General features: G+C 69.0%; 18 protein-coding genes. 8 read left to right on the plus strand and 10 right to left on the minus strand.

Translation table 11 applies throughout. The features are described from left to right. Nucleotides 1-121: 121 nt before the first annotated feature. Nucleotides 122-1,651, minus strand: coding sequence for an acyl-CoA synthetase (locus ACZ63D_RS07210; RefSeq protein ID WP_465353377.1), 1,530 nt, complete (start codon nt 1,649-1,651; stop codon nt 122-124). Between the two features lie 81 nt (nt 1,652-1,732). Between ACZ63D_RS07210 and ACZ63D_RS07215 the strand changes: the two genes are divergently transcribed. The 3 genes from ACZ63D_RS07215 to ACZ63D_RS07225 are packed head-to-tail and all read left to right on the plus strand — an operon-like array spanning nt 1,733 to nt 4,935. After that, nucleotides 1,733-2,716 (plus strand): Zn-ribbon domain-containing OB-fold protein, encoded by a 984-nt coding sequence (locus tag ACZ63D_RS07215; RefSeq protein ID WP_465353378.1) that lies wholly within the window; start codon nt 1,733-1,735, stop codon nt 2,714-2,716. Between the two features lie 6 nt (nt 2,717-2,722). Then, nucleotides 2,723-3,775 (plus strand): thiolase domain-containing protein, encoded by a 1,053-nt coding sequence (locus ACZ63D_RS07220; RefSeq protein ID WP_465353379.1) that lies wholly within the window; start codon nt 2,723-2,725, stop codon nt 3,773-3,775. Continuing rightward, nucleotides 3,772-4,935 carry a thiolase domain-containing protein gene (locus ACZ63D_RS07225; RefSeq protein WP_465353380.1) on the plus strand — a complete coding sequence of 388 codons (1,164 nt, stop codon included), beginning with the start codon at nt 3,772-3,774 and terminating at the stop codon, nt 4,933-4,935. The genes ACZ63D_RS07220 and ACZ63D_RS07225 overlap by 4 nt, the downstream gene beginning before the upstream one ends. Here the strand turns inward: ACZ63D_RS07225 and ACZ63D_RS07230 are convergent. The 3 genes from ACZ63D_RS07230 to ACZ63D_RS07240 are packed head-to-tail and all read right to left on the minus strand — an operon-like array spanning nt 4,932 to nt 8,075. Beyond that, entirely contained in the window at nt 4,932-5,954 is a 1,023-nt protein-coding gene (locus tag ACZ63D_RS07230; protein WP_465353381.1) for a YhjD/YihY/BrkB family envelope integrity protein, read from the minus strand. The genes ACZ63D_RS07225 and ACZ63D_RS07230 overlap by 4 nt on opposite strands. Before the next feature lie 49 nt (nt 5,955-6,003). Beyond that, nucleotides 6,004-6,789: a transglutaminase-like domain-containing protein gene (locus tag ACZ63D_RS07235; RefSeq protein ID WP_465353382.1), complete on the minus strand. Its 786-nt coding sequence runs from the start codon at nt 6,787-6,789 to the stop codon at nt 6,004-6,006. A gap of 59 nt (nt 6,790-6,848) precedes the next feature. Next, a complete protein-coding gene (locus tag ACZ63D_RS07240) occupies nt 6,849-8,075 on the minus strand; it encodes a cytochrome P450 (RefSeq protein ID WP_465353383.1) in 1,227 nt (408 codons plus the stop codon). Between the two features lie 256 nt (nt 8,076-8,331). Here ACZ63D_RS07240 and ACZ63D_RS07245 point away from each other — a divergent pair, with 256 nt between their 5' ends. After that, entirely contained in the window at nt 8,332-9,462 is a 1,131-nt protein-coding gene (locus ACZ63D_RS07245) for a steroid 3-ketoacyl-CoA thiolase (protein ID WP_465353384.1), read from the plus strand. A 50-nt stretch (nt 9,463-9,512) separates the two neighbouring features. Here the strand turns inward: ACZ63D_RS07245 and ACZ63D_RS07250 are convergent, their stop codons facing one another. Beyond that, nucleotides 9,513-9,890, minus strand: coding sequence for a VOC family protein (locus ACZ63D_RS07250; RefSeq protein WP_465353385.1), 378 nt, complete (start codon nt 9,888-9,890; stop codon nt 9,513-9,515). A gap of 491 nt (nt 9,891-10,381) precedes the next feature. Beyond that, on the minus strand, nt 10,382-10,885 hold the full coding sequence (locus ACZ63D_RS07255; protein WP_465353386.1) for a pyridoxamine 5'-phosphate oxidase family protein: 504 nt from the start codon (nt 10,883-10,885) through the stop codon (nt 10,382-10,384). Between the two features lie 82 nt (nt 10,886-10,967). On the opposite strand from ACZ63D_RS07255, the gene ACZ63D_RS07260 reads away from it, so the two are divergent. Beyond that, entirely contained in the window at nt 10,968-11,783 is an 816-nt protein-coding gene (locus tag ACZ63D_RS07260; protein WP_465353387.1) for an alpha/beta fold hydrolase, read from the plus strand. A gap of 18 nt (nt 11,784-11,801) precedes the next feature. On the opposite strand, the gene ACZ63D_RS07265 is transcribed toward ACZ63D_RS07260, so the two are convergent. The 4 genes from ACZ63D_RS07265 to ACZ63D_RS07280 are packed head-to-tail and all read right to left on the minus strand — an operon-like array spanning nt 11,802 to nt 15,841. Continuing rightward, nucleotides 11,802-12,968: a low temperature requirement protein A gene (locus tag ACZ63D_RS07265; RefSeq protein WP_465353716.1), complete on the minus strand. Its 1,167-nt coding sequence runs from the start codon at nt 12,966-12,968 to the stop codon at nt 11,802-11,804. 40 nt (nt 12,969-13,008) lie between these two features. After that, on the minus strand, nt 13,009-14,211 hold the full coding sequence (locus tag ACZ63D_RS07270; RefSeq protein WP_465353388.1) for a metal-dependent hydrolase family protein: 1,203 nt from the start codon (nt 14,209-14,211) through the stop codon (nt 13,009-13,011). After that, on the minus strand, nt 14,208-15,641 hold the full coding sequence (locus tag ACZ63D_RS07275; protein ID WP_465353389.1) for a sodium:solute symporter family protein: 1,434 nt from the start codon (nt 15,639-15,641) through the stop codon (nt 14,208-14,210). The genes ACZ63D_RS07270 and ACZ63D_RS07275 overlap by 4 nt, the downstream gene beginning before the upstream one ends. 2 nt (nt 15,642-15,643) lie before the next feature. Next, nucleotides 15,644-15,841, minus strand: a complete 198-nt coding sequence (locus ACZ63D_RS07280) for a hypothetical protein (RefSeq protein WP_465353390.1) — start codon at nt 15,839-15,841, stop codon at nt 15,644-15,646. A gap of 546 nt (nt 15,842-16,387) precedes the next feature. On the opposite strand from ACZ63D_RS07280, the gene ACZ63D_RS07285 reads away from it, so the two are divergent. The 3 genes from ACZ63D_RS07285 to ACZ63D_RS07295 are packed head-to-tail and all read left to right on the plus strand — an operon-like array spanning nt 16,388 to nt 18,700. After that, nucleotides 16,388-17,422 carry a fatty acid desaturase family protein gene (locus tag ACZ63D_RS07285; protein WP_465353391.1) on the plus strand — a complete coding sequence of 345 codons (1,035 nt, stop codon included), beginning with the start codon at nt 16,388-16,390 and terminating at the stop codon, nt 17,420-17,422. A gap of 10 nt (nt 17,423-17,432) precedes the next feature. Next, on the plus strand, nt 17,433-18,482 hold the full coding sequence (locus ACZ63D_RS07290; protein ID WP_465353392.1) for an MBL fold metallo-hydrolase: 1,050 nt from the start codon (nt 17,433-17,435) through the stop codon (nt 18,480-18,482). Beyond that, the gene (locus ACZ63D_RS07295; protein WP_465353393.1) at nt 18,464-18,700 is read left to right on the plus strand and encodes a hypothetical protein; all 237 of its coding nucleotides are present in this window, start codon (nt 18,464-18,466) and stop codon (nt 18,698-18,700) included. Before ACZ63D_RS07290 ends, ACZ63D_RS07295 begins: the two co-directional genes overlap by 19 nt. Nucleotides 18,701-18,728: the final 28 nt, after the last annotated feature.

An 18,728-nucleotide genomic window follows, 5' to 3' on the forward strand; every position in this document is an offset into this window, starting at 1 on the left:
CTATTGAGGGAAAGAGAAAAGAGCGGGGGGGGGGTTTCTTCCCCCCCCCCCCCCCCCCCCCCCCCCCCCCCCCCCCCCGCGCCGTAGTCACAATCAGGCTGAGGGGTGGTGGCCCCCACCCTCACGACACGTACCGCTCCCGCAACTTCCGCTTATACAGCTTCCCATTGGGATCCCGAGGCAACTCCGCCAAATAATCCACCGACCGAGGCAACTTGAACCGAGCCAACCGAGTCTCCGCGTAGGCAAGGAGTTCCGCAGTCAATTCCGGCGACCCCTCAACCCCCTCCGCAGGCTGAACCACCGCCTTGATCTCCTCCCCCCAGTCCTCATGCGGAATCCCGAACACCGCCACATCCGCCACCTTCGGATGCATCACCAGCTCACCCTCGATCTCCGCCGGATAAATATTCACCCCGCCGGAAATAATCATGTCAGCCTTGCGGTCGTGCAGGAACAAATACCCGTCCTCGTCAAGATGCCCGACATCGCCGAGGGTGAACAAATCCCCGACCCGAGCCTTCTCCGTCTTGGCCTTGTCCCGGTGATACTCGAACTTCGAGTCCCCCATCTTCATATACACCGCACCGGTCTCGCCGGTCGGCACTTCGTTCCCGTCGTCGTCCAGAATCCGGATCGTCGACCCAGGCCACGGCAACCCGACCGATCCCGGCTTGCGCAACCAGTCCTCCCCGGAAATCACCGTCCCCCCACCCTCAGTCGCCGCGTAATACTCGGTAACCACCGGCCCCCACCACTCGAGCATCTGCCGCTTGACCTCAATAGGACAAGGCGCCGCCCCATGAATCATCACGCGCAACGAACTGAGGTCATACTTCGTACGCACGTCCTCCGGCAAAGCCAGCAACCGACGGAACTGCGTCGGCACCATATGGCTGTGCGTAACCCGATGCCGCTCGATCAACCGCAGCATTTCCTCGGCGTCCCACCGGTCCATCAACACCGCGGTATGCCCCAACTGCAGCGAAATAGCCACAAAATTCAGCACCGCCGTGTGATACAGCGGCGACCCGCACAGATGCACGTGATCGTCAAAAGGCTGCAGCCCGAACACCCCGAAAAACCAGGTCGACGCGGCAGGCACCTGATCCGGGTCCGCCCCGGTCAACGGCCGCTTGACGCCCTTGGGCCGCCCAGTCGTGCCCGAGGTGTAGAGCATCGGCGACCCGGCAGTCCGGTTGTCCGGCCGCGCGTCGCCAAGCCCCGCGCCCAGTTCCTCGACGCGGCGGAAGCCCGGCACCGACCCGACCGAGAACCGCGCCGAAGCAGGTAACCCGGCCTCGTCGGCCGCAGCGACCGCGACGTCGGCGAATCGTTCGTGCGCCAGGAACGCCTTGGCGCCGCTGTCGGAGAGGATGTACGCGACTTCCGGTCCGACGAGATGCCAGTTCACCACCACCACGTACAGCCCGGTCTGGATCGCCGCGAAGTACGCCGCGACCAGGTCGTCGCCGTTCGGCAGCAGCAGCACCACCGCGTCGCCGACGCCGAGGCCCAGCTCTCGCAGCCCCGAGGCGTACCGGTTGGCTTTCGCCGTCAGATCGCCGTAGGAGATTTCCCGCCCGTCCGGATCCACCAGCGCCACCCGGGCGGGCTCGGCCGCGGCGATGGTCCACAGTCCCAGGTCCATGGTTCCCAAATCTAGAACGCGTTCCACATAGACACAACAGGTTCCTTGCCTCGGATTCGAGAACGTGTTTCACTCGGAGCCGTGACGGTTTCGGATGCCCCTCTGTCGGCGCCGCTCAACGTCGGCTTCGACTACACCCGTTCGACCGGCCCGGTGCTCGGCCGGTTCGTCAACGCGCTGCGCGAACGCCGGATCGAAGGCGTGCGCGGCAGCGACGGACGCGTGCACGTGCCGCCGGTCGAGTACGACCCGGCCACCGCGGACCCGTTGACCGAGTTCGTCCCGGTCGGCACGGAAGGCACTGTGGTTTCCTGGTCCTGGTGCGCGGATCCGCTCGACGGCCAGCCGTTGTCGCGCCCGTTCGCCTGGGTGCTGGTGAAACTCGACGGCGCGGACACCAGCCTGCTGCACGCCCTCGACGCCGGCTCCCCGGACAATGTCCACATCGGACAGCGCGTCCGCGTGCGATGGGCCGACGAAACGGTCGGCCACATCCGCGACATCGCGTACTTCCTGCCCGCCGACGCGCCGGACACCACGCCCACCGAGAATCCCCCGCCGGTGGCCGAACGCGAGGAAGGCGCACCGGTCAGCGTGATCATCACGCCAGTGCACCTGAAATACCAGCATTCCGCCTCCCCGGAGGAAAGCCGGTACCTGCGCGGTCTCGCCGAAGGCCGGATGCTCGGCCAGCGCTGCCCCGAATGCGGCAAGGTCTACATTCCGCCGCGCGGCGCGTGCCCGGTGGACGGCGTGCCGACCACCGATGAGGTGGAACTGCCTGACACCGGCATCGTCACGACGTTCTGCATCGTCAACGTGCCGTTCCTCGGCCAGCGCATCAAACCCCCGTACGTCGCGGCGTACATCCTGCTCGACGGGGCCGACATCGCCTTCCTGCATCTAGTGCTCGGCTGCGCCGCCGAGGAGGTCCGGATGGGCATGCGCGTGCGCGCTCATTGGCGGCCGCGCGAGGAATGGTGGACGTCGCTGGAGAACATCAGCCACTTTGAGCCCACCGGCGAGCCGGACGCGGCGTACGAGACCTTCGCCCACCACCTGTGAGGAACCATGCCTGAAGTAGCCGTAGCCGGTTTCGCGCAGGCGCCCAACGTCCGCAAGACCGAGGGCACCACCAACGGCGTGGAAATGCTCGTGCCGATCCTCGCCGAGGCGTTCGCGGCCACCGGACTGTCCAAACAAGACATCGGATTCTGGTGCTCCGGCTCGTCGGATTACCTTGCCGGGCGCGCGTTTTCGTTCATCGCCGCGGTGGACGCGCTGGGCGCGTTCCCGCCGATCCACGAGTCCCATGTGGAAATGGACGCCGCCTGGGCGCTGTATGAGGCCTGGCTGAAAATCCGCACCGGCGAAGTCGACACCGCGCTGGTGTACGGCTTCGGCAAGGCCAGCGCCGGACAACTCCGCCGCGTCATGGCGATGCAGCTGGACCCGTACCTCGTCACTCCACTGTGGCCGGATTCGCTGGCCATCGCCGGACTCCAGGCCCGGCTGGGTCTCGAAGGCGGGCTGTGGTCCGAAAAGGACTTAGCCGAAGTCGCTGCCCGATCGCGCGCGGACGCGGTGAAAAACCCGGCCGCCCAGCTGTCCGGAACCGTTGACGTGGCCGAACTGCTCGACAGCCCTTATGTCGCCGATCCCCTTCGCGCGCATGACATCGCGCCGGTGACGGACGGCGCGGCGGTGATCATTCTGGCGTCGGAGGAACGAGCCCGCGACCTAGTGGAGCGGCCCGCGATCATCTCCGGACTGGAGCATCGGATCGACTCGCCTGTTCTCGGCGCGCGCGACCTCACGCGCTCCCCGTCCACCGCGGCAGCCGCGGCACGGCTGGATCTCGACGGCGTCGAACTGGCCGAACTGCACGCGCCGTTCACGCACCAGGAACTCATCCTGCGCCGCGAACTCGGTCTCGACGACGGCGTCCGGATCACTCCGTCCGGCGGTGCGCTCACCGGGAACCCGATGTTCTCCGCTGGTCTCGCGCGGATCGGCGAGGCCGCCGCGCGGATCCATCGCGGCGAGGCGGCCAAGACGCTCGCCCACGCGACCAGCGGACCCGCCCTGCAGCAGAACCTCCTCGCCGTGCTGGAGGCACGATGACGAAACAGCTCGCCGCGGTGCTCGGGACCGGGCAGACGCACCACCGCGCGAAGCGCACCGACGTGTCGATGCCCGGTCTGCTCCGCGAAGCGATCGACCGCGCGATGGTGGACGCCCAGGTCGGCTGGGACGACATCGAGGCCGTCGTGATCGGCAAGGCGCCGGACCTGTTCGAGGGCGTCATGATGCCCGAACTGTTCCTCGCGGACGCCTTGGGCGCGAACGGGAAACCGTTGATTCGCGTGCACACCGCGGGTTCGGTCGGCGGTTCGACCGCGCTGGTCGCCGCTTCGCTGATCCAATCGGGCGTGCATCGGCGCGTGTTGACCGTGGCCTTCGAGAAGCAGTCCGAATCGAACGCGATGTGGGGCCTGTCGATCCTCCCGCCGTTCCAGATGCCGGTCGGCGCCGGAGCCGGTGGCTACTTCGCGCCGCACGTGCGGTCCTACATCCGCCGTTCCGGCGCGCCCGAACACATCGGCGCGATCGTGGCGGCGAAGGATCGGCGCAATGGCGCGCTGAATCCGTTCGCGCACTTGCGGCAGGCCGACATCACGGTCGAGTCAGTGCAGGCGTCGCAGATGTTGTGGGACCCGATCCGGTACGACGAAACGTGTCCGTCCTCCGACGGCGCCTGCGCGATGGTGCTCGGCGACGAAGCCGCCGGAGACGCCGTGCCCGGCGGCGCGGCGTGGATCCACGCGACCGCGATGCGGACCGAGCCCACGACGTTCGCCGGACGCGACCAGGTCAGTCCGCGAGCCGGTCGGGACGCGGCGGCCGCGTTGTGGCGCGACGCGGGCATCGCCGACCCACTGTCCGAAGTGGACGTCGCGGAGATCTACGTGCCGTTCTCCTGGTTCGAGCCGATGTGGCTGGAAAACCTCGGCTTCGCCGCCGAAGGCCAAGGCTGGAAGATCACCGAAGCCGGCGACACCGCGATCGGCGGACGGCTGCCGGTGAACCCGTCGGGCGGCGTGCTGTCGTCGAATCCCATTGGGGCGTCCGGAATGCTGCGCTTCTCCGAAGCGGCGAAGCAGGTGATGGGCCGCGCTGGCGACTATCAAGTAGACGGGGCCCGGATCGCGATGGGACACGCCTACGGCGGCGGCTCGCAGTATTTCAGCATGTGGGTCGTCGGGTCGGAAAAGCCCGCTTAGTCCCGCCGCCGCCCGCGCAAGGCGAACAACGTCCCCAGCGCCCCGACGACCGCGCCCAGCAGTGCCGCCTTGCCGCTGTTCTGCTTGGGCGCGATGATCGGCCGCAGCTGCGTCGCCGCCGGGGGCTGGATCGGTTTGCGCGGAGCGTCGCGGGCGGTGGCGGTCCAGGCGGTGATGTAGACGAGCATGCGCGCGATCAGCGAGATGAAGAACAGCAGACCGATCACCGAACCGAACGCCACGCCGGACGGCGATTTGCTGATCAAGTTCAGGTAGAACCCGCCGGCCAGCTTGAGCAGCTCGAAGCCGACCGCCGCGGCGACCGCGCCGCGCATCGCGCTGCGCCAGCCGACCCGTTCCCGCGGCAGCCGGGTGAGCACCCACAGGAACACCAGCCAGTCGGCGAGCAGCGCCAGCGGCACCGAGACGAACGACAGCAGGTTGTGTCCCCAGCTCGTGTCCTCGACGCCGATCAACCCCAGCAGCGAGCGGCCGACCGCCGTGCCGGACACCGAGATCCCGAACGACACCAGCAGCGCCGCGGCGAGGCCGAGCAACGCCAGGACGTCCATGAGGATCGTGCGCAGCAGCGGCCCCTCGGACCGGTTCTGGCCGTACATCGCGGTGAGCGCGTCCCGCAGCGCGTTCATCCAGTTCCAGCCGGAGTACAGGCCCACGACCAGACCGGCGACCCCGACGCCGGTGCGCTGCTCCACGAAGCCGGTCAGGATCGACGACACCTGCGAGCCGATCGGACCGGGCAGCGAACCGGAAATGCCGCGGACCAGCGCGTCGAGCAGATGCGGCTGCGACGCGAGCACGAACCCGGCCGCCGACGACGACACCATCAGGATCGGCACCAGCGAGAGCAGGCTGAAGTAGGTGATCGACGCGACGTAGTGGTAGCCGCCGTAGTCGATGTACCGGTTGGTGGCCCGGGCGAGGTGGTCCAGCCACCGGTACCGGGCACGCGCGCGGGCCCATCTGCTCGGCCCGGGGGTCTTGCGGGAACGCTTCACTGTGACTGTCTACCCAGCGGACGCGCTGTTTGTCGCAAAAGACACGCGTTCAGGCCAGTACGACCGGGGCGTGCCCGTCGTCACGCGGCAGCGGCTCGTCGGTCGTGGCGAAGACGGTCGCGCCGAGGAAGTCGAGTTCGCACCCCAGTGTCGCGAGGAACGGGGTGTCGGCGGCGTCGCGGCCAGTCGCGATGCGGAGCATGGTCTGGCGCGGGGCCAATCGGGTGGCATCGAAGACGTACCAGCGGCCGTCGATGCCCGCTTCGAAGACGGCGTGGAAGTCCATCGGCTGCAAGCCTGGCGCGTACACCGAGGTGTAGCGCGCGGGTATGTCCACGAGTCGGCACAGTGCGACGCATACGTGCGCGAAGTCGCGACACACACCTTCGCCAGCGAGGAGCGTGTCGATCGCGTCGTAGGTCGGGCCGCCGGAACCGACGACGTACGCGAGACGGTGGTGTACGTGGTCGACGATCGCCCGCACTCGCGCTCTCGCGTCAGGCAGATCGCCGATACCCGGCGGCAGCAGACCGCCCATCCGGTCGGACGGGCAATACCGGCTGGGTCGCGTGTACCGCGCGATATCGGCGAGCGTGACCGGTTCGGCGTTGCCGCGGTGCAGCACGCGTTCGCCGTGATAGGTGACGCGATGCTCGCCCTCGGCGAGGTCGTAGACCTCCGCGCGGGTGCCGTGTTCGAACTCGGCGGTGCGCGCGGAACCGGCGTCGGACACGGTGAGTTCGCCGGCGTCCGCGCGCACGGCGGCGACCGAGATCGCGGCGAGACCGGGTTTCGTCACCCGGACGCCGAATTCCGCGTCTACCGTCGTGCGCACGGGGCCATCATGCCGGTGCGTGGTGCTCCTTGCCGCTCAGACCGGGGCGTTTCGCCTGCTCAGGCGTAGCGGACCTGGTAGTGCTTGATCCCGTTGAGCCAGCTGGACCGCAGCCGCTCGGGCGGGGAGACCTCGGCGATCGCGGGCATCACGTCGGCGATCGCGTTGAAAATCAGGTCGATCTCCAGCCGGGCCAGGTTCGCGCCGATGCAGTAGTGCGAACCGGTGCCGCCGAAGCCGACGTGCGGATTGTCCTCGCGCAGGATGTCGAACTTGCCGGGTTCGTCGAAGACTTCGGGGTCGAAGTTGGCCGAGCTGTAGAACATCCCGACGCGGTCGCCCTTGCGGATCTGCGCGCCGCCCAGTTCGGTGTCGCGCGTGGCCGTGCGCTGGAAGGCGACGACCGGCGTCGCCCAGCGGACGATCTCGTCCGGCGCGGTCTTCGGACGCTGCTCCTTGAAGATGTCCCACTGCTCCGGATGGTCCAGGAACGCTTTCATGCCATGCGTGATGGCGTTGCGCGTGGTCTCGTTGCCCGCGACGGCCAGCAGGATCACGAAGAAGCCGAACTCGTCGGAGCCGAGCGATTCGCCGTCGACATCGGCCTGGACGAGCTTCGTGACGATGTCGTCCATCGGGCAGCGGCGGCGGTCCTCGGCCATGTTCCAGGCGTAGCCGACGAGTTCCGCCGACGCGGCGATCGGTTCGAGGTCGTATTCCGGGTCGTCGTAGGCGATCATCTGGTTGGACCAGTCGAAGATCTTGAGCCGGTCCTCCTGCGGCACGCCGATCAGCTCGGCGATCGCCTGCAGCGGCAGCTCGCACGCGACGTCGGTGACGAAATCGCCGGAGCCCTTCCGCTTCGCCTCGTGCACGATCCGCTCGGCGCGGTCGCGCAGGGTGTCCTCGAGTTTCGCGATCGAGCGCGGGGTGAACCCCTTCGACACGATGCGGCGGAGCTTGGTGTGCTGCGGCGCGTCCATGTTCAGCAGGACGAGCCGGTTGGCGTCGAGTCCCTCGGCGGTCATCTGGTCGTCGAACCGGATGATCGCGGTCTTCTCCCTCGACGAGTAGAGCTCGCTGTCGCGCGAAATCGCCTTGACGTCGGCGTGGCGCGTGACGACCCAGTAGCCGTCGTCGCCGAATCCGGCGGTGTTGTGCGGCTGCGGGTTCCACCAGACGGGCGCCGTGCGGCGGAGTTCGGCGAACTCCTCCAGGGGCAGCCGGCTGGCGTAGAGGTCCGGATCGGTGAAGTCGAAACCGGCGGGCAAAAGCGGAGCTGCCACGGCTTGGCCTCCTGCGCGGGATCGGCGGTGATACCCAACTGCAACGCGTTCTATGACCCCAGTAGAGCATACGGTGTTAACCAACGGAACCCGCGTGAGTGAAACCTGTTTACTTTACCGTTCCAGAAGCCGTTGGCGCAGGTGAGCGCTTGCTCAGCGGCGCGTGATCAACTTCCGCGCCGCCGTGCGCTCGCTTGTCAAAAATAGGAACGTGTTCTAGTTTTGCGGGAGTACGGAGCTTCGGAAGGGGACACTCGTGGGCGAACCGGTGATCGTGGCCGCGGCACGCACGCCGATCGGCAAGCGCGGCGGCTGGCTGTCCGGCCTGCACGCGGCCGAACTGCTCGGCGCGGCGATGCGCGGGGTGGTCGAACGGGCGGGCCTCGATCCGGCCCAGGTCGAGCAGGTGATCGGCGGAGCGGTCACGCAGGCGGGCGAGCAGTGCGGCAACCTGACCCGCACCGCGTGGCTGCACGCGGGCCTGCCGGAATCGACCGGGGCCACGACGATCGACGCGCAATGCGGTTCGGCGCAGCAGGCCGCGCACCTGGTCGCGGGTCTGATCGCGGCGGACGCGATCGGCGTCGGGGTGGCGTGCGGGGCCGAGGCGATGAGCCGGGTTCCGTTGGGCGCCAACCGAGGCGAGGGCGTCGGGTCCCCCAAGCCGGACTCGTGGTCGATCGACATGCCCGACCAATACGGTGCGGCGGAACGGATCGCGATCCGGCGAGGCATCACGCGCGAGGACGTCGACGCCTTCGGCGTGCGGTCCCAGGCCAACGCCGCGGCGGCTTGGGCAGCCGGGCATTTCTCGCGGGAGATCGTCCCGGTGACGACGGAAGCCGGTGTGGTAGACCGGGATCAGGGTTTGCGAGAGACCACAATGGACGGTCTGGCCCGGTTGAAGCCGGTGGTGCCGGACGGAGTCCACACCGCCGGGACGTCGTCGCAGATCTCCGACGGCGCGGCGGCCGTGCTGATCATGGACGCGACGCTGGCCCGCTCGCTGGGCCTGCGCCCGCGAGCGCGAATCCGGCGGCAGGCCTTGGTCGGTGCGGAGCCGTACTACCACCTGGACGGTCCCGTCCAGGCTACGACGCGGGTTCTCGACGCGGCCGGGATGAAGATCGGCGACGTGGATTTGTTCGAGGTGAACGAGGCGTTCGCGTCGGTCGTGCTTTCGTGGCAGCGCATGCACAATCCGGACGAGTCGCGGGTGAACGTCAACGGCGGCGCGATCGCGCTGGGACATCCAGTGGGATGCACCGGGGCGCGGTTGCTGACGACGGCGCTGCACGAACTGGAGCGCCGGGACCAGACGACAGCGCTGGTGTCGATGTGCGCTGGCGGGGCGATGGCTACGGCGACGATTCTGGAACGGATCTGAGCCCCGGTTCCCTGCCCGCAGTTCTGCCGCTGTCGAGCGGGAAACCGCCGCTACGGCCGGTCGGCAGTCCAGAAACAGAACGGATGCCCTACCGGATCCAGCAACACCCGCACGTCCCGCTGCGGCTGAAACGCCGCCACCCGAGCTCCCGCGGCGACCGCCTGCACGACGGCAGCCTCCAGCGCCGCGCGCCCGTCGACCTCGAAGTCGAGGTGGAGTTGCATCTGCTGCTTCCCGGAACCCGCTGGCCACTCCGGCGGGACGTACCGCGGTTCCAGCTGGAAGGACAGCCCTGCCCCGCCTCCGGGCGGGCGCAGGGTGACCCATTCCGGCTCGTCGGAGCCGATCGGCCAGCCGAGCAGGGTTCGGTAGAACTCGGCCAGTGCCCGGGGATCGGGAGTGTCGAGGACGGTGGAGGTGAGTTTCATCAGGCCAGGTTAGGGCGGTCGGCCTCTGCGCTCGACGCTTCGCCAGGTCTGGATTAGGGCTGTGTGGCTGTCCTGCAGGCCGTTTCCGCTACCGGACTCGCCTTCGCACTGCTCAGCGCTCGTCGCCCTGCCCCGCAGCTCCGCCACACCCGCATGACTCAAGGCGCGCGGGCGCACGACAAGCCGGATGGCACGGCACCCATCCAGCTCGTCGCCCTGCCCCGCGCCTCCCGCCACACTCGCGTACCTCAAGACGCGCGGGCGCACGACAAGCCGGATGGCCCGGCACCCCCATCCAACTCGTCACCCTGCCCCGCCCCTCCGCCACACGCGCATGACTCAAGCCGCGCGGGCGCACGACAGGCCGGATGGCACGGCACCCATCCAGCTCGTCCCCTCACCGAGCCCGCACCCGAACCGCGCAGCACTCGTCGCCCTGCCTCAGGCAACACCCGCGCGCTTTCCAGCGCTCAGGCGAGTAACAAAGCCCCTCAACCCCTCTCGTTCCTCCCCTCCCCCAGCTCCAGCTCCGTCCGCACCACCGGACCGTTGTCCGGCCTCGCGAAGCGGACCCAGCTCCCCGGATGCCACGCTTCGACCCACAGCGTGTTGTCCTCCACCCACGTCACCACCGCCTCCCGCAGGTCCAGCCGGAACAGGTGGCTTTCCTGTCCCTCCTGGATCCGGGCGACCTCCGCCGGGTCGGTGATCTCCACCGCGTGGCCGGCGATTTTCGCGTCGCCGCCTTCCTCGATGCCGGGGTAGGCGTGCAAGGCGAAGCGGTCGTCGCGCTGGAGGTCGCGGGCCTTGCGGGCGTCGAGCATCGACCCGACGTAGGCCTCGCCGTCGCGGAAGTCGATCTCCGAACCGCTTACCCGCGGCGAACCGTCGGCCCGGAGGGTGGCCAGTACGTGCGAGTCCGCGGCGGCGAAGCGGGCTCGGACGCGCGAGGCCAGTGACGGGGCGGCGGCACTGAACTCATCCCAACTCGTCATTCCCGGAGTCTCGCACCCGCCACCGACAAAAACCGGCGTCCCGGAAGCGATCGGGTGACCCGGGTTGTGCTTGACTCTCGGCATGATCGCGGAAGACGCGGAGACTGCCGAACATCGCTGTCCGGTCGAAGGCGGCGAGCTGGCCGTCCGCACGACCGGCGAGGGACCGCTGTTGCTGCTGGTCCCCGGCGGGACCGGCGCGGCGGATTCGTTCCGGGCGCTGGTCAAGCTTCTGCGCACGGACTTCACCGTGGTCACTTACGACCGTCGCGGCCATTTTTCCAGCACCGACACCACGACCGGTCCCGTGCCGGTGTCGCTGCAGGCGGACGACGCGCTCGCCGTGCTCGACCACGTCGGCGGGAGCGGGCCGGTGTCGATGTTCGGCACCAGCGCCGGTGCGCTGATCGGGCTTGATCTCGTCGCGCGGTACCCGGACCGGGTCGCCACTTTCGTCGCACACGAACCGCCCGCGATCCAGTTGATGCCGGACGCGGCGGGGATTCTCGAGGCCGCCGCGGCGCAGGTCCGACTGGCCCGTTCGGGTGACCTGATGGGCGCGGTCACGCGGTTCGCGGACGGGATCGCCGGCGCCGCCCTTCCCGACCTGCCGCATCTGCGGCTGCCGAACGAAAGCGACTGGCTCCGGTTGTTCGACCGCGAGCTGACCCCGTTCTTCGACTACCTGCCCGACTTGCGCGCGCTGCGCCGGACGAGCACCGAGATCGTGCCGGTCGCCGGGGAGGCCAGCCGCGGCTGGTACCACTACCAGCCCGCCAAAATCCTCGCGCTCGAACTCGGGCTGCCGTTCGTCGAGACGCCGGGCGCGCACCTGGCGCCGCAACGCAATCCGGCCAAGTTCGCGGCCGCGCTGAAGGATCTCCTCGCCACCGGCTGAAAGCCGGGAGGGGAACCCTCACGGAGTCTGATTCAGAGTTCGTTCCGCGCGCTTCCGCCGGGGCAGCTGCCGCACCAGGCCCGGGATGATCGCCAGCACCAGCAGCCACAGGAACCTCGCCGGAGTCAGCTCCCCGCCGGCGAAGCCGAGCGCGGCCGGAATCCCCACCCCGGCGAGCACCGCGACGTAATCCCACGGTTTCCACGTCCGGGAAGTCACCCGCGCCACCACGCCCACCGCCGTGAACGCCGCGACGCATCCGCACAGCAACCACCGCGTCCCCGCGGCGACGTGCCCGTGCGCGACCGACTCCACGGCGTCCCCGAACCCCGCCGCCAGCGCCGCCAGCAACCCGGCCACCAGGCAGTGCACCGGCAGAAGCACCCGCGGCCCCCACACGGTCTGCGACAGATACGGAATCCCGCCGAACCCCTGGAACAGCGCCGCTCCCCACAAAGCCGCGAGCAGCGCCAGAACCCCGAGAACGGTCGAGATGAGCGGCCATTCCCAGTCCGGGACCTCGGTCATCGCCTCGGTGACTGTCAGGACGCCCTCGCCCAGCACGATGATCGTGAACAGCCCCAGCCGCTCGCCGAAGTGCGCGAGATCCAGATGCGCGAACGCCAGTCCCGGCACCGGCCGCTGGGACTGGGTAGCCCGCTCCGCCACCCTGGCCGCGACCCGCTCCCCGGACATGGTCAGCCCGGCGAACAGATCGATCGCCAGTCCGAGTGCCCACAGCGCGTACTTCCACGGCGCGTCGACCCAGAACGAAACGACCCACGGCACCACGCCCATCCCGGCGTGCACGACCGGCCAGTCGACGATGATCCGCTGGTTTTCCCGGCCCTCCCAGACCCGGCTCGCGAGCGCGCGCACCGCCACGTAAGCCGTGGCGAAGCCTTGCGCGTGCTCGCCGAGGTCATGCACCGAACCGGCCATGAAAACGAGTCCGGCCATCGCGAGCAGCACTGGCATGACGCGGGCCGCTTCGCCGGTGACGTTGCCGTACACGGTGAAGCACATCCACGCGGTCCAGAACGCGAGGAAGCACACGACGTAGAGGCCGGCGTCGCTCCAGGAAGTCGTTCCGCGCACGAGGTGCGAAAGCTGGGCGACGCCGGCGACCGCGACCAGGTCGAAGAAAAGCTCGAGCCAGGACGCGTGGCGCTCCTCGGTTTTCATGATCACGGCGGCCAGTATGCCGTGCTCCGGGAACGCCGCCCTAAACTGCGCGCGCTCCGTCCTGCCACACTTCCCGAATGTTCCCCGCCAGGGCCGGGAAATCGTATATATCACCCGAAACGACCACGAGGTCCGCGCGATACCCCGGGGCCAACCGGCCCAGTTCAGTGTCTTTGCCCAGCAGTTGCGCGGCCGACGACGTGGCGGCGACCAGCACGTCCGCGGGGCTCATCCCGGCCGAGCGCATCAGCTCCAGCTCTTCGAGATTCGTCCCGTGTGGACCGACTCCGCTGTCGGTGCCCATCGCGATCCGCACCCCCGCTTCGACTGCCCGGCGCACCGAATCCAGATGCACCTCCGCGACCTCTTTCGCCTTCTGCACCACCGCATCCGGCAAAGCCGCGCCCGCGGCCGCCGCGCGAATGACGTTCACCGGCGCCACTAGCGTCGGGACGAGCCAGGTACCGCGCGCGAGCATCAGTTCGATCGCTTCGTCATCGAGAAAGATGCCGTGTTCGATCGACCGGATTCCGGCGCGGACGGCGTTCTTGACTCCTTCCGCGCCTTGGGCGTGCGCCATCACCGCCCGTCCCTGCATGGTCGCTTCGGCGACCAGGACGGCCAATTCCTCAGGCGTGAACTGCGAATGCCGAGGATCGTCCCGAGGCGACAACACGCCGCCGGTGGTGCAGACCTTCAACACGTCGGCTCCGGCGCGCAACAGCGTGCGCGCGACCCGGCGCATCTCGTCGGGCCCGTCAGCCAGCGCGCTCGGCCGGCCAGGGTGCGGAAGCGACAGCGGAACGCAATGCCCGGACGGCATCCAGCCGTCGCCGTGCCCGCCCGTCGGGCTGATCAGGCCGATCGCGATTTCCAAGCGGGGACCGGGAATTAGGCCGTCCGCGACCGCCTGTTTGATGCCGAGGTCGGCCCCGGCGGCGTCGCGCACCGTGGTGATGCCGAGTTTCAGCGTGGTCCACAGATTCCGGGCCGCCTCGTAGAACTGGTACGAAAACGGCTTCTGCACCCGCTGCAGCAATCCGAGCTCGGACACCGTGACGTGCACGTGGCAGTCGAACATCCCGGGCAGCAGCATCGCGCCGGAGCAGTCCACCGCGCGGTCGCCGTCGAGGCCGGCGCCGACCGCGACGATCCGGCCGTCCTCGACCACGACGTCCGCGGGCGCGGGCGGGCTGCCTGTCCCGTCGAACACCGTGCCGCCGGTGAAAAGGGTCCGCGTCATACCGGTTCTCCTGTCTGCACGACATCTCCGGACCGGGTCACGGCCCGTTCGATGGCTGCCGCGATCGCGAGCACGACCACGTTAACCGCCAGCCCGACCAGCCCGACGTTCACCGTGCCGACGAGCTTGGTGTCCACGAAGGTCAGCCAGATCACCACGACCTCGCCCGCCAGCAGCCCGGCGAACACCGGGGCCTTGCCGACCGGGACCTTCTTGAGGAAGCCCAGCAGGTTCGCCGGGGCCAGCTGCACCGACCCGGAATAGGTGAGCAGCAGCAGGTTCGCGAGCAGATCCGGCCGGAAAATGCCGAGCACCAAGGCGAGCGCGCTGGCCAGCACGACCGTCCCGTGGTTGATCCAGAACTGCTTGCGTTCGCCGCGCACCCGGGCGATGTTCCTGGCCACCAGCGAGGAAATGCCGATCAGGATGCCCGCCGCGGGCACCATCGCGGTGGCCGTCGCGGCGACGACCACGAGCCCGGTCACCCAGCCCGGCAGCGCGTCCTTGCTCAACGTCAGCAGCACGCCGTTCGGGTCGCTTCCCTTAGGCACCACCAGAATCGCCGCGAATCCGATGATCATCGGCAGCAGCAGGCACAGCTCGTACACCGGCATCCAGGTGTAATTCCGGCGGAGCACCTTCGGATCGCGCGCGGACATCAGCGCCGGCCACGTGTGCGGCAGCGTCATCAGCCCGACGCCGATCGCGCTCACCAGCATGCTCGTGATGAACCACGTGTGGTCGTTCGCCCCGGCGTGCACGAACAGCTTCTCCGGATGCAGCTCGTCGATCTTGTGGAACACCCCGGACACGCCGCCGGCGAAATGCGCGGGCACCGCGATGATCAGCACCACCAGGACGACGAGCATGATCGCGTCCTTGAAATACGACGTCGCCGCGACGCCGCGCAGCCCGGCCCACAGCACGAACGCGACCACCAGCACGCTGCCCGCGATCATGCTCAGCGTGCCGGACGCGTGGTCGCCGGTGACCAGCCGGACGATCAGCCCCAGCCCGGTGATCTGCAACTGCAGGTACGGCAGCACGAACACCACGCCGAGGATCGCCGACACCGTGCCGAGCGCGCGGCTGGAGTAACGGTCCTCGAGGAAATCTCCCTGGGTCAGGTAGCCGCGCTCCTTGCCCATCCGCCAAATCCGCTTGGCGAGGAAAAACAGGACCACGTAAGCGATCGGGACGTACGGCAGCGCGTACATCGCGGCCACGCCGCCGGAGAACGCCAGCCCGGCCATGCCGAGGAAGGTGAAGGTGGTGAAGACTTCCCCGGCCTGCAGGAACCACATGGTCAGCGCACCGAACTTCCGGCCGCCGACGGTCCACTCCGCCAGATCTGCGGCGGGACGGCGGCGGCCGACGAAACCCAGAACGCCGATCAGGACGATGCCGACGAGAGTGAAGGCGAGGATCATCGTCAATCCTCCTCGCCGCGACGCGACATGAGCCGTTCGGACACCAGCAGAGCCGGAGTGAACATCAGGCACCAGAAAGCGCCCCAGACCATCATCTTCGGAAGCCCCAGCCACAGGCCGGAAGAGTTGACGAACGGGAGAAACGGCATGAGGACCAGAGCGGCGACGGGGACGATCGGGGGGAGGTAGTAGCTGCGCATGCGCACACGCTGCCAGAAGAAGCTGCCATCGGCAGTGCTTGTTTGCGCGGTGTTTGATTGCGCCGACTTCGTCGGCGCGGCGGGATCGCCTTGAGGTCGGCGTGTGGAGAAGCAGCACGCCCGGCCTGGGGGCCGGACGCACTGCTTCTCCACACGCCGACGCGATCCCGCGTTTGGGGCGGGGTTAGCGGTCCCGCGCTTGGGTCGGGGTTAGCGATCCCGCGTTTGGGGCGGGGTTGGAGGTGGGGCGGGAATTCGTTGCGTATGGCGGGTGTTGCCTTAGTGGCCGGGCATCCGTGCGGAGTGGGAGCCGGACTAGCCGGGGGACTCGGACGCGGGGCGTTCCGCCGAAGGGTGGCAATCTGGCTGGCAGTTAGCCCAATTGCCGCGTCGCCAGGGTGCGGCGGCGGGTCTGCTCGGCGCCTCGCTACCCGCCTGAGCAGCGGAGCTTCCGGAATGCACAAGCCGGTGGTGGGGACAACCCCAGCACGGACCGTCGGGTCTGCTGGTTTCCCGCCGGGGCGCCGCGCCGCAATACTCGCCCGGGTGACCACCGAAAAGCTCGTCCTCGCCTCGCCCCCGCGGCCGGGAAGCGACTTCGCCCGGCTGTGCCGCCGGATCGCCGACGCCGGTCTGCTCGACCGCCGCCCCGGCTACTACACCGCTCGCATCGCGCTCGTGACCGTGCTGTTCGCGGGAGGCTGGGTCGCGTTCGCGCTGCTCGGCGACTCGTGGTGGCAGCTGGCCGTGGCCGCGTTCCAGGCGTTCATGTTCGGGCAGATCGCCCTGCTTTCGCACGATCTGGCGCACCGGCAGGTGTTCCGCACCCGCCGTCCCGCCGAGATCGCCGGACGGCTGGCGGGCAACCTCGGCATCGGGATGAGCTACGGCTGGTGGATGGACAAGCACACCCGCCACCACGCCAACCCCAACCACGAGGAACTGGACCCGGACGTCGACCCGGACATCCTCGTCTGGTCCCAGCGCCAGGCCCGCGAGGCGCGCGGCGTGCCCCGGTTCGTCGGCCGCCACCAGGCGGTGCTGTTCTTCCCGCTGCTCACCCTCGAAGGCCTCAACCTGCACTGGTCCGGCATCCGCGCTGTCGCGCGCCCCGGCCTGCGCGCCCGCGGGCTCGAAGCGGCGTTGCTGTTCACTCACTTCGCGGTCTACCTCGCCGCGCTGTTCATCGTCCTCCCGCCGGGCCTCGCGCTGCTGTTCTTCGCCGTCCACCAGGGGTTCTGGGGCGTCTACATGGGTTCGATTTTCGCGCCGAACCACAAGGGCATGCCGACGCTGACCGGCAAAACGGACCTGGACTTCCTGCGCAAGCAGGTGCTCACCTCCCGCAACGTCGCGGGCGGGCCGGTGATCGACGTCCTGCTCGGCGGCCTCAACCACCAGATCGAGCACCATCTGTTCCCGAGCATGCCGTCGGTGCACCTGCGGCGCGCCCAGCCGATGGTCGAGGCGTACTGCGCTGAGATCGGCATCCCCTACCTGCGGACCGGCCTGGTGTCGTCGTACCGGCAGACGCTGCGGCACCTGCACGAAGCTGGGGAGCCTCTCAGGAACGCTTCGTAGACTCGGTGGCATGACGTTCGAAGCACTGACTCCGGCGGCTTTCGGCGCGAAGGCCGCCGGAGCGCGTGCCGAGCGGATGCGCCAGTCTCCGCAGTACGCCGACGGCGTGTTCCGCAACGCCGCCTCCACGCGCGCGACGCCTTCCTCGCCCGGCGCGCTCGTGCGCGAATTCCTGTTCGGCGAGGACCGCGCCCGCCGCCGTCCGGGCGGTGCGGTGCCGCTGGTCGCCTCGCCCGCTGATTCCTCCGCCGACGGTCTTTTCCTTACCTGGTACGGACACGCGTCCACACTGGTGGAGATCGACGGCACCCGCGTGCTGTGCGATCCGGTGTGGGGCGACCGGGTTTCGCCCGCAGCCTTCGCCGGGCCGCGGCGGCTGCACGCGCCCCCGGTTTCGCTGCGCGAACTGGGCCGCCTGGACGCGATCGTGATCTCCCACGACCATTACGACCACCTGGACCTGCCGACCGTCCGCGCGTTGATCGCGCTGACCGACGCGCCGTTCCTCGTCCCGCTCGGCGTCGGCGCGCACCTCGAACGGTGGCACGTCCCGGCCGCGCGGATCGTCGAACTCGACTGGCACGAGGACGCTGTCGTGGCCGGGATCCGGTTCGTCGCCACGCCCGCGCAGCATTTCTCCGGCCGCGGCCTGGCGAACGACAGCACGCTGTGGGCGTCGTGGGTGCTCGCAGGTCCCGAGCATCGCGTCTACTACAGCGGCGACACCGGATACTTCCCCGGGTTCGCCGAAATCGGCGCGAAATACGGCCCGTTCGACGCGACCCTGATCCAGGTCGGCGCCTACGCCCCGAACTGGCCGGACATCCACATGACGCCGGAGGAAGGCGTCGCCGCGCACCTCGACGTGCGCGGCGGGCTCCTGGTCCCGGTGCACTGGGCGACGTTCACCCTCGCCATGCACTCCTGGGCGGATCCGGCCGACCGGGTATGGCGGGAGGCGAAGGCGAACGACCTCGCGCTGGCGATCCCGAAACCGGGACAACGGATCGACGCCGCCGCCCCGCCGCCGGTGGACGGCTGGTGGCAGACCCTGGGCTGACGGACGGCCGCCCCGTCCGTCCCCGTCCAGACCCGGCCGCACTGGTCCGCGCCGTCACGACCGGGCCCGACTGGCGCGCCGACGACCTGGTGCGCGCGTCCGAACGGACCCAGTTGCGCGTGATCCGGGCGGGCGGTCCGCCGGATGCCTTGACGGTGCTGGGATTGCTCGGCCGAACCGCCCTCGTGCGCCGGTCCGCGCTCGGACGTCTCCGCTAAACCGAAGCGCCAGCGGGCGCGAAGTCGA

This window comes from Amycolatopsis sp. NPDC104775 (assembly GCF_055583325.1).